This is a genomic window from Polaribacter pectinis (assembly GCF_014352875.1).
In the GTDB taxonomy this organism is placed as follows: Bacteria; Bacteroidota; Bacteroidia; order Flavobacteriales; family Flavobacteriaceae; genus Polaribacter; species Polaribacter pectinis.
Map to the genome: position 1 here is coordinate 3,225,356 of NZ_CP060695.1, position 17,219 is coordinate 3,242,574.

General features: G+C 29.9%; 13 protein-coding genes. 11 read left to right on the forward strand and 2 right to left on the reverse strand.

Annotated elements, in window-relative coordinates; translation table 11 throughout:
- Positions 1–138: 138 nt before the first annotated feature.
- The 5 genes from H9W90_RS14425 to H9W90_RS14445 all read left to right on the forward strand — a co-directional run bounded on the left by H9W90_RS14425 (position 139) and on the right by H9W90_RS14445 (position 6,354).
- Complete coding sequence (locus tag H9W90_RS14425; RefSeq protein WP_187482275.1) at positions 139–1,584, forward strand: RimK family ATP-grasp domain-containing protein; 1,446 nt, start codon at positions 139–141, stop codon at positions 1,582–1,584.
- A 1-nt stretch (position 1,585) separates the two neighbouring features.
- On the forward strand, positions 1,586–2,809 hold the full coding sequence (locus H9W90_RS14430) for a glutamate-cysteine ligase family protein (RefSeq protein WP_187482276.1): 1,224 nt from the start codon (positions 1,586–1,588) through the stop codon (positions 2,807–2,809).
- Positions 2,809–3,495, forward strand: coding sequence for an N-formylglutamate amidohydrolase (locus tag H9W90_RS14435; RefSeq protein WP_187482277.1), 687 nt, complete (start codon positions 2,809–2,811; stop codon positions 3,493–3,495). Before H9W90_RS14430 ends, H9W90_RS14435 begins: the two co-directional genes overlap by 1 nt.
- 136 nt (positions 3,496–3,631) lie before the next feature.
- On the forward strand, positions 3,632–6,100 hold the full coding sequence (locus tag H9W90_RS14440; protein WP_187482278.1) for a DUF5686 and carboxypeptidase regulatory-like domain-containing protein: 2,469 nt from the start codon (positions 3,632–3,634) through the stop codon (positions 6,098–6,100).
- An 11-nt stretch (positions 6,101–6,111) separates the two neighbouring features.
- Positions 6,112–6,354, forward strand: coding sequence for a MoaD/ThiS family protein (locus tag H9W90_RS14445; RefSeq protein WP_187482279.1), 243 nt, complete (start codon positions 6,112–6,114; stop codon positions 6,352–6,354).
- 2 nt (positions 6,355–6,356) lie between these two features.
- Here H9W90_RS14445 and H9W90_RS14450 read toward each other — a convergent pair whose 3' ends face one another.
- Positions 6,357–6,629, reverse strand: a complete 273-nt coding sequence (locus H9W90_RS14450; RefSeq protein ID WP_187482280.1) for a DUF3817 domain-containing protein — start codon at positions 6,627–6,629, stop codon at positions 6,357–6,359.
- A gap of 63 nt (positions 6,630–6,692) precedes the next feature.
- Between H9W90_RS14450 and H9W90_RS14455 the strand changes: the two genes are divergently transcribed.
- A complete protein-coding gene (locus H9W90_RS14455; protein ID WP_187482281.1) occupies positions 6,693–7,115 on the forward strand; it encodes a molybdenum cofactor biosynthesis protein MoaE in 423 nt (140 codons plus the stop codon).
- Positions 7,116–7,284: 169 nt separating this feature from the next.
- On the opposite strand, the gene H9W90_RS14460 is transcribed toward H9W90_RS14455, so the two are convergent.
- Positions 7,285–8,325, reverse strand: coding sequence for a COX15/CtaA family protein (locus H9W90_RS14460; RefSeq protein ID WP_187482282.1), 1,041 nt, complete (start codon positions 8,323–8,325; stop codon positions 7,285–7,287).
- A 412-nt stretch (positions 8,326–8,737) separates the two neighbouring features.
- Between H9W90_RS14460 and H9W90_RS14465 the strand changes: the two genes are divergently transcribed.
- The 5 genes from H9W90_RS14465 (at position 8,738) to H9W90_RS14485 (ending at position 17,187) form a co-directional block, all read left to right on the forward strand.
- The gene (locus H9W90_RS14465; RefSeq protein ID WP_187482283.1) at positions 8,738–10,012 is read left to right on the forward strand and encodes a ribonucleotide-diphosphate reductase subunit beta; all 1,275 of its coding nucleotides are present in this window, start codon (positions 8,738–8,740) and stop codon (positions 10,010–10,012) included.
- 3 nt (positions 10,013–10,015) lie between these two features.
- Entirely contained in the window at positions 10,016–11,797 is a 1,782-nt protein-coding gene (locus H9W90_RS14470) for a ribonucleoside-diphosphate reductase subunit alpha (protein WP_187482284.1), read from the forward strand.
- 220 nt (positions 11,798–12,017) lie between these two features.
- Positions 12,018–12,620 carry a hypothetical protein gene (locus H9W90_RS14475; protein ID WP_187482285.1) on the forward strand — a complete coding sequence of 201 codons (603 nt, stop codon included), beginning with the start codon at positions 12,018–12,020 and terminating at the stop codon, positions 12,618–12,620.
- A gap of 23 nt (positions 12,621–12,643) precedes the next feature.
- On the forward strand, positions 12,644–13,984 hold the full coding sequence (locus H9W90_RS14480) for a deoxyguanosinetriphosphate triphosphohydrolase (protein ID WP_187484008.1): 1,341 nt from the start codon (positions 12,644–12,646) through the stop codon (positions 13,982–13,984).
- A gap of 53 nt (positions 13,985–14,037) precedes the next feature.
- The gene (locus H9W90_RS14485) at positions 14,038–17,187 is read left to right on the forward strand and encodes a T9SS type A sorting domain-containing protein (protein WP_187482286.1); all 3,150 of its coding nucleotides are present in this window, start codon (positions 14,038–14,040) and stop codon (positions 17,185–17,187) included.
- Positions 17,188–17,219: the final 32 nt, after the last annotated feature.

Consider the following 17,219-nt stretch of genomic DNA (forward strand, 5'->3'; position numbering starts at 1 on the left):
TTAAGATTCATTTTGCATAGGTTTTAATCCTTTGTTTATCAGTATTTAAAATAGAAATAAATATTTTTATCACTTTGTAAAACATATTAAAAAATAATATAATTTTGTAGTAAATATATACTGCTATTATGCACATTAATGAATAAGTACATTGTTGTAAATCAACCAGAAAAATGGAAATTTTCTATTGATAATATAACTGTAATTTCGTCTCAAGAATATCTTACAAATTCGAAATTCGCACTAATTAAAAAAGCAAGAATTTTTAATTTATGCAAAGATTACACTTACCAAACAAAAGGATATTATGTATCGCTTTTAGCCGAAGCCAGAGGACATTCTGCAATTCCTACCATTAAAAACTTGGTCGATTTAAAAGATTTAAAATTGGTAAAAATTGTTTCAGAAGATTTTGATGATGTAATTCAGCAAAGCCTAAAAAACATAAAGTCTAGAGAATTTACATTAAGTATTTATTTCGGACAAAATGTTGCGCAGAAATACAAAGAATTAAGCAGTCTTTTTTACAAACATTTTCAGGTTCCATTTTTACGTGTACAATTTTCTTTTAACACAAAATGGAACATTCAAAGTATTAAAGCAATTTCTGAATCGGAAATTCCTGCAGAACATTTAGAAAGTGTGCACGAATTTGCAAACCAATATTTTTCTAAAAAAAGGTACGATACCCCAAAATTAACAAAGTCAGATTTTGATTTGGCTATTTTGGTAAATCCTAATGATCCTGCACCACCAAGCAACTTTAAAGCTTTAAAAAAGTTTATAGAAATTGCTGAAAAAATGAATATTTACGCTGAAATTATAACTCCAAAAGATTTAAGCAGATTAACTTCTTTTGATGCGTTGTTTATTCGCCAAAGTACAGAAGTAAACAATGAAGCTTATGCGTTTGCAAGAAAAGCACAACAAGAAGATATTGCTATTATTGATTACCCAGATGCAATTTTAAAATGTTGCAACAAAGTTTATATGGCAGAAGCGCTGAATAACGCAAATATTGCTACACCAAAAACTGTAATTGTTCATAAAGACAATAGAAATGAAGTAATTGCGCTAATTGGTTTGCCTTGTGTTTTAAAAGCGCCAGATTCTACGTTTTCATTCGGAGTTAAAAAAGCGAAAACAGAAGAAGAATATACGCAGTTGGTAGATGAAATGTTGAAAGAATCTGACTTGATAATTGCGCAAGAATTTTGTCCATCTGATTATGATTGGCGAATTGGAATTATAGATGATGAGGTTTTTTACGCCTGCAAATATTACATGGCAAAAGGGCATTGGCAAATTTACAACTGGAAAGCAAAAAAGAAGAAAGAACAAGATGGAGATGCTACTTGTTTGCCAATTGAAAAAGTGCCAAAAAAAGTGATTCAAATGGCATTAAAATCGGCAAAATTAATGGGAAAAGGTTTGTATGGAATTGATATAAAAGTGGTGAACAATAAACCAATGGTTATCGAAATTAACGACAATCCAAATATAGATTTTGGTGTAGAAGACGAATATTATGGAGATGTAATTTACACTAAAATTTTAGCAGCAATTAAAACAAGATTACAATAAAATGGGTAAAAAATATCATTTATTTGAAGTGTTTGGTATTGAACTTGAATACATGTTAACAAATACCAAAACATTTAAAGTTGCACCAATTGTAGATGCGCTTTTAACAAAAAAAAATGGCAAATTAACTGGCGATATAGAAAATGGAGAAATTGCTTGGAGCAATGAATTGGTGGCGCATGTTGTGGAATTAAAAACAAACGGACCAACCAGTAATTTGGACGGTTTATCAGAATTATTTCATAAAAATATTATTGAAATTAATGCACTTTTAGAAAGTTTAGATGTCAATTTATTGCCAACAGCTTCACATCCATTAATGAACCCTTTAACAGATACTTCTCTATGGAAACACAGTTATAGCGAGGTTTATGCGTTGTACAATAAAATTTTCGATTGCAAAGGTCATGGTTGGAGCAATGTGCAAAGTACGCACATAAATTTGCCGTTTTTTAACGATGAAGAGTTTGAGAAATTACATGCAGCAGTTCGTGTTATTTTACCATTAATACCAGCTTTGTGCGCAAGTTCGCCAGTTTTGGAAGGAAAAAATACAGGTTTTAAAGATACTCGTTTAGAATATTATAAAACGAACCAAAAAGAAATTCCAGCAATGACAGGAATGGTAATTCCTGAAGATGTTTTTAACAAAAAAGACTACAATTCAGTAATTTTTAATCCGATAAATAAAGCGATAAAACCTTTTGATACGGATAATATTTTAGAGCATCACTTTTTAAATAGTAGAGGTGCCATTGCGCGTTTCGATAGAAATGCCATTGAAATTCGTTTGGTAGATATTCAAGAATGTCCAAAAGCAGATATTGCTATATGTGTCTTAATTATTGAAGTTTTAAAATTGCTTGTTAATTTAGATTTGGCAACACTTTCTAATCAGAAAAATTGGAAAAACACAGCGCTTTTTCCAATTTTAAATGATACTATTAAAGATGCTGAAAATACAGTTATTTCTAATTTAGATTATTTACAAATTTTTGGAATTGAAAAAGAAGCTACTGCAAAAGAAGTTTGGCAACATTTGTACAATTTGGCAAAACCTAATATCAATAAATCTCATTACGAAGCACTGGAACTTATTTTAGAAAAAGGAACACTTTCCACAAGAATTTTAAATGCTTTAAATGATGATTTATCAGAAACAAATATCAAAAAAATATATACAGATTTGGCAAATTGTTTAGCAGATAATCGTTTGTTTTCTTAATGAAAGTCATAATTTCTTGTGAACATGGAGGGAATCACATTCCTGCCAACCTTCTACATATATTTAAAAAGAATGAAGCAGTTTTAGAAACTCACAGAGGTTTCGATTTGGGTGCATTGGATTTATTTCAACATTTAAAACCATTGGCAAACGCCTCTTTTTTTAGTGAAGAAAGCAGGTTGTTAATTGAGTTGAACAGATCTTTACATCATAAAAATCTGTTTTCAGAATTTTCGAAATCACTTTCCAAAGTAGAAAAAGAGAATTTGATATTAAATTATAAAACCTATAGAAATTCTGTAGAATCTGAAATAAGAAAATCAATAGAAAATAATGAATTGATTTTGCATGTTTCTGTGCACTCTTTTACGCCAGTTTTCAATTCAGAAAAAAGAAATTGTGATATTGGTTTATTATACGATTCCAGAAAAACAGCGGAAAAAGAATTTTGTAAACGTTTTAAAAGTGAAATTTCAGCAATAAATTCAACAATAAATGTGCGTTATAATTATCCATATTTAGGAAAAGCAGATGGTTTTACAACGTATTTACGAAAACAGTTTTCAAAGAATTATATTGGAATTGAGTTGGAGGTAAATCAGCAATTTTCTAAAAATAACAAAATGAACAGTTCAATAAAAAAGCTGATTTATAAAAGTTTAGAAAGCACAATTGCATCAATCTAGTATAGTTTTTTAAACTTTGTACAACGTTTTAGTTCTTTTTTGCGTCTTAAAAAGAAGATTACAATTGGTTTAACATTTTTTAAACTTTAATTTGTAACAGAAACTTTATGTTTGCGACTATCAACGAAACTTTTTTATGAAAAAAATTACTTTTCTATTATTATTTTTTACAGTATCAATAAATATTGCACAAGTAAAAGGAAGTATTACAGACGCAGAAAATGAACCACTTTCTTTTGTGAGTATTTATTTAGAAAAATCTACAAGTGGCACAACTTCTAATGATAGTGGAGATTATATTTTAGATTTAAAAGAGAAGGGGAATCACACAATTATTTTTCAGTTTTTAGGCTACAAAACATTAAAAAAGAAAGTAAATATTACTTCTTTTCCTTTTATATTAAATGTGCATTTAGAAGAGGAAAGTGTTAAGTTGAGTGAAATTTCTATTTCTACAAAAGACAATCCTGCAAATAGAATTATTAGAAATGTAATTGATAATAAGGATAAAAACACAGATAAATATGCCAATTATACTGCTAAATTTTATTCAAGAGGATTAACAAGAATTAAAGACGCACCAGAAAAATTTTTCGGTCAATCTACTGGAGATTTTGGTGGTGGTTTAGATTCTACTAGAACTGGAATTATTTATTTATCGGAAACTTTTTCTAATATTTCATATCAGAAAAATCCTAAAAAATTTAAAGAAAAAATTGTTGCTTCTAAAGTTTCTGGACAAGATAATGGCATCAGTTTTAACAGAGCAGAAGATTCGAGTATAGATTTGTACGAAAACAGTATAGCTGTTTTTAACGATTTAGTTTCTCCCATTTCTACCAACGCTTTTAGTTATTATAAGTTCAAATTAGAAGGAACGTTTTATGATAAAAATGGAAAACTCATCAATAAAATAAAACTGATACCGAAACGTAAAAATGGTCGTGTTTTTAGTGGTTTTATTTACATAGTAGAAGACGATTGGGCTTTGTATGGTACAGATGTTACGGCAACTGGTGCGCAAGTTAACATACCAATTGTAAATTCTTTAAAACTAAAGCAAGGTTATAATTATTCCGAAGAAATAGAAGGTTGGGTTTTAATAAGTCAAACTATAGATTTCGATATTTCTATTTTTGGTTTCAAACCAAGTGGTAAATTTTCATACACATATTCAGATTATAATTTTAAGCCAACTTTTAAGGAAAGTACATTTACTAATGAAATTTTGTCTTTCGAGAAAGATGCTACTAAAAAAGATACTGTTTTTTGGAATAAATTAAGACCTGTACCATTAACAACAGAAGAGGTAAAAGACTATAGAATTAAAGATTCTATTAAAGTAATTAGAAAATCTAAAAAGTATTTAGATTCTATAGATGCTAAAGGAAATAAGTTTGGTTTGTTAGATCCGTTAATGGGTTATACATATGATAATTCTTATAAAAATAATTCTTTTTCATATAATGGACCTTTGTTAAAAACTAGTTTTAACACTGTACAGGGTGTAAATACTTCTGCAGGTTTTAGTTATTTTGAACAAATAAACAAAGAAGGAAAATGGTGGAGAGCAGGAGTAAATGCCAATTATGGTTTTTCTGATAAAAGATTAAGACCAACTTTTTTCTTCACTAAAAAATGGAATAACATTTCTAGACCAAGATTGGGTATTTCTGGAGGAATTACAACACCTCAATTTAATGACAGAACACCGGTGTTAAAATTAAATAACACAATTAGTTCTTTGTTAAGCAGATTAAATTATTTAAAAATTTATGAGAAGAGTTATGCAAGAATTGGGTATTCAGAAGAAATTAAAAACGGAATTTATTTTTCTACTTCTTTAGAATATGCTAATAGAAAACCTTTATTTAATACCACTAATTATTCTTTTGCACCACAAGATAAAAACGGTGGTTACACTTCTAATAATCCTCTAGATGCTACAGATTTTGTAAACTCACCTTTCCTAGAGCATAAAATAGCAACCTTAAATGTGGGAGCTACTTTTGTTTTTGCACAGAAATATTTATCGTATCCAGATAGAAAAGAAAACGAAGGCAATGCAAAATATCCAACTTTAAATGTAAAGTATACAAAAAGATTTGGAGCTTCTGATTCTCAATTAAATTCAGATTTATTTATTGCTAGTTTAAGACAAGATGTAAATGTGGGGAATTATGGTAAGTTTCAATACAATATAAGAGGTGGAATGTTCTTAAAAAAGAAGAATATTGCTTTTATGGATTATTTACAAGCAAACGGAAATCAGTTAACTTTTCCTTTAGGAAACAGGTTAAGCAGTTTTGGTTTGTTAGAATACTATAAGTTTTACACTAATGATAAATATGTAGAAGCGCATATAGAGCATAACTTTAGAGGTGCTATTTTAGGAAAAGTTCCTTTAATAAATAAATTGAATTTCCATTTGGTTGGTGGTGCAAAAACACTTTTTATGGCAGATAAAAAACCATATACAGAATATTCTGTAGGTTTAGACAATATAGGATATGGTAAATGGAGGTTTTTAAGAATAGATTATGTGCGCTCTAATTATGGAGGTGTTAAAAGTGATGGTTTATTGTTTAGATTAAGCTTGTTTTAAAATATATATTGATGAAAATCGAAACCCTTTTTTTCGGAATTACTGCAGATTTAGTAGCAACAAATAATCTAGAAATTACGATTTCAGACAATAGTTCTGTAAACGATTTTAAAATATTGCTGAAAGAAAAATATCCGCAATTAGAAAACATAAATTCCTATGCAATTGCTGTAAATGAAGAATATGCAGAAAACGATTTGCTTTTAAAAGAAAGTGATGTTGTTGCTATAATTCCGCCAGTAAGTGGAGGTTAAAACTACCTTAAATATTTCTTATCAATATAAAAAGTACCAAAAGGAATTACAGAAGCAACTAAAACAATTCCTAATGTTTTGTTGTCCCAATTCATTTCTTTTTTAATAACAATTGCTAAAACCACATATAGCATAAAAAGAATTCCATGAGGCATTCCTAGCATTTTTACATAAGAAGCATCGCCTTGTAAATATTTAATTGGTGTTGCTATAAATAGTAGTAATAAGTAAGAAACTCCTTCTAATAAACTTACAATTCTAAAGAAATTTTTCATTTTTATGAAGTATTGAAAATTAGATTGCAAAGATACATTTTGAATTGCTATTTTTGTTGAATAATGAAGAGAACTTCCATTAAAATAACATCACAAAAATTAGATTTACAAGAATGCTACAGTTTTGTAGAAGATGATTCCTGTGGTGGAATTTCTGCATTTATTGGAACTGTAAGAAACGATACTCAAGGAAAAGAGGTTACTCAACTAGATTTTTCTACCTACAAACCTATGGCTATTAAAGAAATGCAGAAAATTGCAGATTTGGCTTTAGAAAAATTTCCTATTTATAAAATAGCCATTCATCATGCAGAAGGAATGTTGCAAATTGGCGAAATTCCTGTAATTATTACAGCTTCTTCAAAACATAGAAAAGCAACTTTCGAAGCTTGTGAATTTGCAATAGATACTTTAAAAGAAACGGTTCCTATTTGGAAAAAAGAATATTTTTCTGATGGCGAAGTTTGGGTAAATGCACATCCGTAATTTCAGTTGGCAGTTTTTCAGTCTTCAGTTTGCAGTCAGATTTTTTCTCGAAAAGTGGCGAAGTTTTTTATTATTTAGTTTCAAAGTTTCAAATTGTTGGATTCTGTCACTTCGAGTGATTTCGATTTTTCATCGAAATTGTATCGAGAAGTTTTTAGAGCAACAACTGCTAATTGCCCACTGAAGACTTCGTACTCAAAGTCTTTCGACTTTGAAGCCATAAATAAAATTGCAACCCAAATAAAATTGCGCCAGCTAATAAATGTATTGCTTGTGTTCCTAAAGGAATGTCTGCATAATACATTAAAATTCCAGTAATGGTTTCTAAAAAGATTAAGAAAACAATCCAATTCACCAATTTATAACCAAGATTTTTTATTTGATTGATGTAAAACAGTCCCAAGTTTACCAAAACAATAGCAATGGTAAAAGATCTGTGAAAATAGAATTTAAAGTTAGCATTCATTAAACTATAATTCTTGTTTTCGAAACCGTATAATTTTACTTGCTCGTCTATAAACTGTCTTACTTGTGTTCCCATTGCAATTTGTATCAACGAGAAAATAACAGAAACTATAATTAGTTTATTAAATAGAGCATTGTAGTTATAGACTTTTTGTTTATTAGAAACTATAAATTGTAACCATAATAAAAGTGCAATAATTACAAGACCAACTACCATATGAATGGTAATAATTGTGGGCGTTAAATTAGAATCTACTACAGTTTTTCCTAACCAAGCTTCAAACAACATTAAAAAGAAAGATGTGTAAGCAAGAATAGGAATTAATTTGTTTTTCTTTCTGTTTTTATAAGCACCGTAAATTAAAAAGAGAAAAACAAAACCAGCTAAAACTGAAGCTAATCTATTTATATATTCTGTCCAAGTATGGAACTTGTTAAACTTGTTATAATCGTGTTTGGTATATTTTGCCCAGTTTTCTATATTGAATTCAGAAGCTGTTCTTAAATCATGTTCAGCAACAAATAAAGCTTCGTCTTTTATAATGATAAACCCTTTTTTAAATTCTGCATTTGGTTTCCAGGTAATTTGTTCTTCGGAAGTTGGTGGAATATAATATCCAAAACATTTTGGCCAATCTGGGCAACCCATTCCAGAACCTGTCATTCTAACAACAGAACCTGCTAAAAAGATTAAATAAACAGAAATTATTGAGATTTTTACAACTTTTGGAAACCTATTTTTCATCAAAAAAACTTTTTGCAAAGATACTTCAAAAATTAGTGTTCAAAAATATTTAGAGAAAGCTTCTCTTATGCATAAAAGTTCTAAATAAACAAGCTTTTTTATCGAGAAAGAATTGCATTTTTATTTTACAACAAATTTTATTTTTTATTTCTGATGATATTTTTATCTAAAAAAGTTTTTTTTAGGAATGTCAGCAATAGCAGTAAGTTACCTCTTTTTTGTCTTTTAATTATTTGATTTTCAGATTATTGAAAAAACGTTAAAATTTTACGATATTCATAATTCAAGGTTAATTGTTAAAAACTTCAAGGGATTTGTGAATAAGTATGACTTTCATTTTGGATCAAAAATCGCAATCTTTGTAGAGGTCGTTTTTAGCGATTAATTAACTTTCAAATAACACCATTTTACCGTGAAAATTACTCAAATTATTAAAAGAGACTCTGGAACTAGCAATTTCGAGTTAGACAAAATTACAAGAGCCATAGAAAAAGCAATGATTTCTGTTAATAATGGTTCTTTAGAAGATGCAATGGCAATTACTAATATCGTTAACGGTACTTTATTAGAAAGAAAATTAAACGAACCCAATTATACACCAACTGTAGAACAGGTGCAAGATATTGTAGAATATAAGTTAATGGACAGTCGTTTTCGCGATGTTGCAAAAGCTTATATTTTATATAGAGACGAGCAAACAAGAAACAGAAAAAGAAATATTTTCGAAAAAAGGTTGAATTTAAAACCTTACGATTATCCTGAATTAAATGAATATGTAGATGCAATTAGACACTCTTATTGGATTCATACAGAATTTAATTACACAAGCGATATTCAAGATTTTAAAACTTCGCTTACAGAAGTAGAAAAAAGTGCGATAAAAAATACGATGTTGGCAATTTCTCAAATAGAGGTTGCTGTAAAAACTTTTTGGGGAGACATTTATAAGAGAATGCCAAAACCAGAAATTGGTTCTGTAGGTTCTACGTTTGCAGAAAGTGAAGTAAGACATCATGATGCATATTCTCATTTATTAGAGGTTTTAGGGTTAAACAACGAGTTTAAAAACTTGAAGAAAAACCCAGTGATTATGAGACGTGTTAATTATTTAGAATTAGCATTAAAAAACGTGAATAGCGAAGACAATAAAGAGTTTTCTGAATCTATAATTTTGTTTTCATTATTTATAGAACACGTTTCTTTATTCTCACAGTTTTTAATTATCATGGCTTTTAACAAGCACAAAAATGTGTTAAAAGGAATTTCTAATGTGGTAGAGGCAACTTCTAAAGAAGAGCAAATTCATGGAGATTTTGGTATTGATGTAATTAAAATTATTAAAGAAGAAAATCCAGAATGGTTTGATGAAAGCCATAGTTTACTAGTACAAGAAACTTGTAAAGAAGCATTTTTATCAGAAAGTAAAATAATCGATTGGATTTTCGAAAAAGGAGAATTAGACTTTTTACCAAAAGCGGTAATAAAAGAATTTATAAAAAACAGATTCAATAAATCTTTAGAAAGTATTGGTATCGAAAAAGTATTTGATACAGATGAAGCATTATTGGCAGAAACAGATTGGTTTGATGATGAAATTATTGGAACCAAACATGGAGATTTCTTCGTAAAGAGATCTATCAACTATAGTAAAAGAACAAAAAGTATAACCAGCGACGACTTATTTTAAACCATGAACCAAACAGACACAAAGACAACAACAGAACTTACAGAGCACGAAAGATTAATTCAGGCTAGAAACGCATCAAGAAAAGAAATGCTTGATAATATGAAAGAACCTGAAATTGAATGGCTTACAGAAAATAGTCGTAAATTTTTAGAATCTGGTTATTTAACAGGAGACACAACTCCAGAGCAAAGAATCCGTGAAATTGCAGACAATGCAGAAAAGATTTTAAACAAACCTGGTTTTTCAGATAAGTTTTATAAATATATGGCTGCAGGATTTTATTCTTTAGCATCGCCAATATGGTCGAATTTTGGTAAGAAAAGAGGTTTGCCAATTAGTTGTTTTGGAAGTCATGTGGCAGATGATATGGGAGATATTTTATTCTCGCAATCAGAAGTTGGTATGATGTCTAAATTAGGAGGAGGAACTTCTGGTTACTTTGGTAAGTTGCGTGAAAGAGGAGCAGATGTAAAAAATAATGGTTCATCATCTGGTTCAGTTCACATCATGCAGTTGTTCGAAAAAATGGTTGATGTTGTTAGTCAAGGTTCAGTAAGAAGAGGTCGTTTTTCTCCATATTTACCAGTAGATCATCCAGATATTAAAGAATTTTTAGAAATTGGAACAGAAGGAAATCCAATTCAAGAATTAACACATGGAGTTACTGTTGGTAACCAATGGATGGAAGAAATGATTGCTGGAGATGTAGAAAAAAGAAGCATTTGGGCAAAAATTTTACAAAGAAGAGGAGAAATAGGATATCCATATATATTGTTTAGAGACAACGCAAATAATGGAACGGTTGATGTTTACAAAGACAATAACCACGAAATTTATGCAAGTAACTTGTGTACAGAAATCATGTTACCATCAAATGAAGATTGGTCTTTCGTTTGCTGTTTATCATCTGTAAACTTATTACATTATGATAAGTGGAAAGACACAGATGCAGTAGAAACTTTAACGTATTTCTTGGATGCAGTAATGCAAGAATTCATCACTAAGTTAGAAGTTTATAGAGATTCTGCAGATAGAGATGACCAGTTTACGTTCCGTTTTATGGAAAAAGCGTATAATTTCGCAAAAGATAACAGAGCTTTAGGTTTAGGAGCTTTAGGATGGCATTCTTTATTACAATCTAAAATGCATGCGTTTGATAGTGCAGAAGCTTATGCTTTAAATAGCGAAATCTTTAAAGTGATTAAAGAGAAATCTTACAAAGCTTCAGAAGATATGGCAAAAGAATATGGAGAGCCAGCAGTTTTAAAAGGATATGGAAGACGTAATACAACGTTAAATGCAATTGCACCAACAACGTCATCTGCATTTATTTTAGGACAAGTTTCTCAAGGAATTGAGCCAATTTGGTCTAACATTTATGTAAAAGATATTGCAAAAATTAAAACGACCATTAAAAACCCAATTTTAGAAAAAGTTTTAGAAGAAAAAGGGAAAAACATCAAAGAAGTTTGGACGAGCATCAGAGATAATGATGGTTCTGTATTGCATTTAGATTTCTTAACAGAAGCAGAAAAAGATGTGTTTAGAACATATTCAGAAATCGACCAAAACGTAATCGTTTATCAAGCTGCAAACAGACAAAACCATATCGATCAAGGACAATCTATCAATATAATGGTGCACCCAGATATGCCAATTAAAGACGTAAATGCAGTATATATTAATGCATGGAAATTAGGTGTAAAATCTATGTATTACCAACACAGTATGAATGCTGCACAGAAATTCAAGCAAAAGAAAGAATGTGCTTCTTGTGAAGGATAATCAAAAATTAAATTAAAAGTTCGTAGAAGAGAGAAGCAGCAATGTTTCTCTTTTTTTTTTGGAGCTATTTCCAGCTTTCCACTATATCTTTTTGCCAAAAAAGGCAAAAAGGATGTCGTTTCAATCTAGGCTAAACTTGTTTAGTTACTTTTTGTTGTTTTTGAAAATTTTAGAAATTTAATTAAGCATCTTTTTTCGTATTTTTGGAAAAGTTATGAATATGAAATTTCTTTTTTTTTTGCTAATTATAATTAGCTATAATTTGAACTCTCAATCTAAATTTATTGGTCTTCATTGTAAAGATTATAAAACTAAAGATTTTAGCACTTGTTATAATTTTAATAAAGGTCTTTTCGTATATGAACATATAGGAGATATAGGTGTAATTGAATACGGAGCAGGAAATTATCAGATAAAAAATGATTCATTATTTTTAAATTTTGATAAAACGAAATCCAGAAATACTTCCAAAGTAAAATTATTAAGCAAAACAGATAGTTTTAAAGATTCAATTCAACTCAAATTTATTGTAAGAAATCAAAAACAGGTTTTAACTTATCCATATAATGGATCGATTGAAATAAAAGATAAAGGTTATACATCCCTGAATAAAAATAATGTGGTTTTTGTAAAAAATAATTTTCAAGATTCAATAGTAATTAAGTATAGGAATTTAGGATTTGATCCTTTAGAAATAAACTTAAAATCAGGCAGAAATTATGTAATTGAAATATCTTTAGGTGATTTTTCAGGAAAGCCAATTTTTTATAAAAAGGAATATTATAAAGTTGAAGAATTTCTAAATAATTACAATAAAAATTAACCTTGAACTAAATGCAGCATAAAATGAACTGGGAACAACTCCTTTCTTTAAAACGCTTTGGCGATACACAAAAACGCCAAAGAATAGCACAAGACGAAACGCGTTTAGGTTTCGATGTAGATTTCGATAGAATTATATTTTCATCCGCATTTAGAAGCTTACAAGATAAAACACAGGTAATTCCTTTATCGGAAACCGATTTTGTACACACAAGACTTACACACAGTTTAGAAGTTTCTGTAGTTGGTAGAACTTTGGGTAGAAGAGTAGGGAAAGTGTTGTTAGAACGTCACCCAAAGTTAGCAGAATTAGGCTACACTTTTAACGATTTTGGTGCAATTGTAGCAGCAGCTTCAGTAACACACGATATTGGAAATCCGCCTTTTGGACATTCAGGAGAAAAAGCCATTGGCGAGTATTTTAAAACTGGAAATGGAGCAAAATACAAAGACGATTTAACAGAAAAAGAATACCAAGATTTAATAGATTTCGAAGGAAATGCAAACGGATTCAAAATTCTTACAGAAAGCAGAGAAGGGATTTCTGGCGGATTAAGATTAAGCTACGCAACATTGGGTGCATTTTTAAAATATCCTAAAGAAAGTCTTCCAAAGAAACCAACTAACCATATTGTAGATAAAAAATATGGCTTTTTTCAATCGGAAAAAGAATCATTTTTAGAAGTAGTGGAAGATTTAGGGATGAAACAAAAATCTGCTACAGAAGACATTTCTTTTTACAGACATCCCTTGGCTTACTTGGTAGAAGCTGCAGACGATATTTGTTACACAATAATAGATTTCGAAGACGGAATAAACCTCGGTTTAATTGAAGAAGAATTCGCTTTAGAATATATGATTAAGTTAGTAAAAGATACTATAGACATTAAAAAATATCATTCATTAAAACATAAAACAGACAGAATTAGTTATTTACGTGCCTTGGCAATTGGTGTGTTAATTAATGAAGCTGTAGATATATTTTTAAATAACGAAGAAACTATTTTAAATGGAACTTTCGAGAAATCTTTGTTAGATAAATGTAAGTATGAAGCACAAATTAACGACATAATAAAAATAAGTGTAGACAAAATTTACAAAAGCACAGAAGTTATAGAGAAAGAAATTGCTGGTTATAGAATTATAGCAGACTTATTAGATGTGTTTGTAACTGCACTAAATAACAAGTTCGATGGCAAAGCGTCTAATTTCGATAAGTTAGTTTTAAACCTTTTACCAAAAGAGTATCAAAGAGAAACAAGCAATTTATATGAAAGAATATTGCAAATTTGTAGTTATGTTTCAAGAATGTCAGACAGTTACGCAATACGAATGCACAAAAAATTAACAGGAAATATTACATAAGATTAAGAATATTAATTAAATTTGGTCACTTTATTAAAAAAAACATAATAATTATGAAGAAAAAATTACTATTATCTCTTTTAGCTCTAGCAGCTATTCTTTTAGTATACAATGTTTCTACACAAGAAACAGACGTAGAAAAAACAAGAAAAAAACATGCAGAGTTTTTAAGGAATCATCCTTATAATAAAACAATGTCTCTATCAAAAAAAGATAGAAAATTACAAGGTTTACCTCCAAATGCTTTCTTTGAACAAGAATATTTGAATGAAATGAATCCTTATACAGGAAGAACTCATAAAGAAAATGTATTTGCTTTACAGCAAGAATTAAAATCAACAAGAGATGGTCAGAAATCTCCTGGAGATAGTTTTAATGAATGGGTAGAAAGAGGTCCTAACAACGTAGGTGGAAGAACAAGAGCTGTTATTTTTGATCCTAATGACGCTACACAAGAAACAGTATATGCTGGAGGTGTAAGTGGAGGTTTGTGGAAAAACACTAATATTTCTAATGCAAATTCTACTTGGACACAAGTGGCTATTCCAGAAAATTTATCAGTTTCATGTATTGCTATAGACCCAAATAATTCTAATGTTTGGTATGTTGGAACTGGAGAGTCTTATACTGGAGGAGATGTAAATGGAAATGGAGTTTGGAAAACTACAGATGGAGGTACAACTTGGTCTAATGTTTTTGGTGGTGTTAATGGAGCATCTATATTCGAAGCAAATGCAACAGTAGAAGTTAATGCTCCAGCAAGTTTGGCAGGAGATTATTTAGCAGTTTTAGCTACAGATTTTGGAGGAAACTTAAATATTCCAATAACAGGAGATTTAGTTTTAGGTGATGATGGAATAGCACCAAATGAAGATGGTTGTACTGCTTTAACTAACAGTGCTCAAATGAATGGTAAAATTGCAGTTATTAGAAGAGGTAGTTGTCCTTTTGTAGATAAAGCTAATAATGCTCAAAATGCAGGAGCAATTGCGGTAATTATTGTAAATAATGTTGCTGGGAATGCTGCAGGACAAGCAGGAGATGATGCAGGAATAACAATACCTTCTTTAATGGTGTCTAAAGAAGATGGAGATAACATTATAGCAGCTTTAGGTAGTGGTGTAAATGCAACTTTATCAAATTCAAACGGTAATAGCTCTGGATTTAATGTTTCTAATGGAGTACAACATGTAAATGATATTATTGTTAGAAACAATGGTGGAACTTCTGAAGTATTTGTAGCTGCTGCCGAAACTGTTTATGGTTCTGCAACTCCTACAACACTACTTGGAAGAAACGATTATGGTGTATATAAGTCTACTGATGGTACTAATTTTGCTAAAATTGATTTACCATTAAATTCAGCTGGAACAGAATATGAACCTAACAACATAAAAATTGCAGCAGACAATTCTGTGTATATTTCTACAACATCAGATGTTTTTGGTGACGGTGGAGGAGCAATTTTTCAATCTACTAATGCAGATGCAACAACATTTGCGTTAAGACATACAGTTCCTAATGGTTTAAGAACAGAAATTGCTTGTTCTTCTCAAAATGCAGGAACTATTTATGTGCTAGCTCAATTAAGTACAGACCCTGTAGGTGTCTATAAAACAACAAATAATTTTGGAAATGTTTTTGCATTAGGTTTACCAAATGATGCAGATAACGGAATATCTGCTAATGATTTTACAAGAGGACAAGCATTTTACGATTTATTAATAAGAGTAGATCCAACAGATGACAATGTATTGTATTTAGGAGGAATCGATTTATTTAAAAGCTCAAATGGGGGTGGTTTGTATTCTCAATTTTCTCACTGGTATGGTGGTTTTGGATTTCAAGAAGTTCATGCAGACCAACATGGAATGGCTTTTTCTAGTATATCACCAAATAGAGTAGTGTTTTCAAATGATGGTGGAGTCTATTTTTCTAATGATGGTGGAACAACAACAAGTGCTAGAAATAATGGATTTAATACACTACAATTCTATACAGTAGGTGTTGCTCCAACAACAGCATTAACAGGAGATAACTTTCTTGCTGGTGCACAAGATAATGGAACACAGTTATTTAGAAACTCTAATGCAGGTGTAGATGGTTCTACAGAAACACAAGGTGGAGATGGTGCTTATAGTTTTTTCGATCAAGATGGAACTGACCAATACTATATTGCAAATTATGTGTATAATGGTAACATAAACTTATACAATTTAGCAAACGGAACTACTAGAAACATTAATTCTGAAAGTGCTGAAAATGGAGATTTTATCAACCAAGAAGAGTTAGATTCTAATTTAGATATATTATATTCTAATTATTCTAATGCAACTACTAATATCATTAGAAGATATTCTAATATTAAATCTGGTACAATTCAAAAAACAGATTTAACTAACGCTTTAATGGATGCTGAACCTTCTGCAATGAAAGTTTCTCCTTACACAACAAATGTTACAAAGTTGTTAGTTGGTTTAAAAAACGGTAAACTTTTAAAAGTAGACAACGCAAATGTATTTATACAATGGTCAGAAATTACAGGGCCAGATTTTGTAGGTACTGTTTCTGATATTGAATTTGGAGCAAGTGAAAATGATATTTTTGTAACCATGCATAATTATGGTGTCGAAAATGTTTGGTATTCTGCAGATGGTGGAGCTACTTGGTCTGCAAAAGAAGGAAACTTGCCAGACATTCCTGTAAAAGCAATTTTGCAAAATCCTTTAAAACTAGAAGAAGTAATTATTGGAACAGAATTAGGTGTTTGGAGAACAGCAAACTTTAATGATGCGAATCCAACTTGGGTACAATCTAATAACGGAATGAGTAACGTAAAAGTTATGGATTTAGATTTAAGAGATGACAATGCTGTGTATGCAGCTACTTATGGTAGAGGTGTTTTCTCTGGTAAATTTACAGATGCTGTTGCTTCTGTTGATGATGTATTAGCTGGTAAAAAAGATTTTACAATTTACCCAACAGTTTCTAACGGTAATTTTACATTACAAGCTAAAAATACATTAGGAAAAACGAAATTGAATATTTTTGATATTAACGGAAAACAAGTTTACAATCAAAATGTAGATTTCTCATCAAAAACAAAGCAAGAAATTTCAGTGAGTTTAAATTCTGGAATCTATATTGTTAATGTAATAGATGAAAATAATAAAAAATCTTCAAGTAAAATTGTAATTGAATAATAACAATTAAGATTTCATTAAAAAAAAAAGAC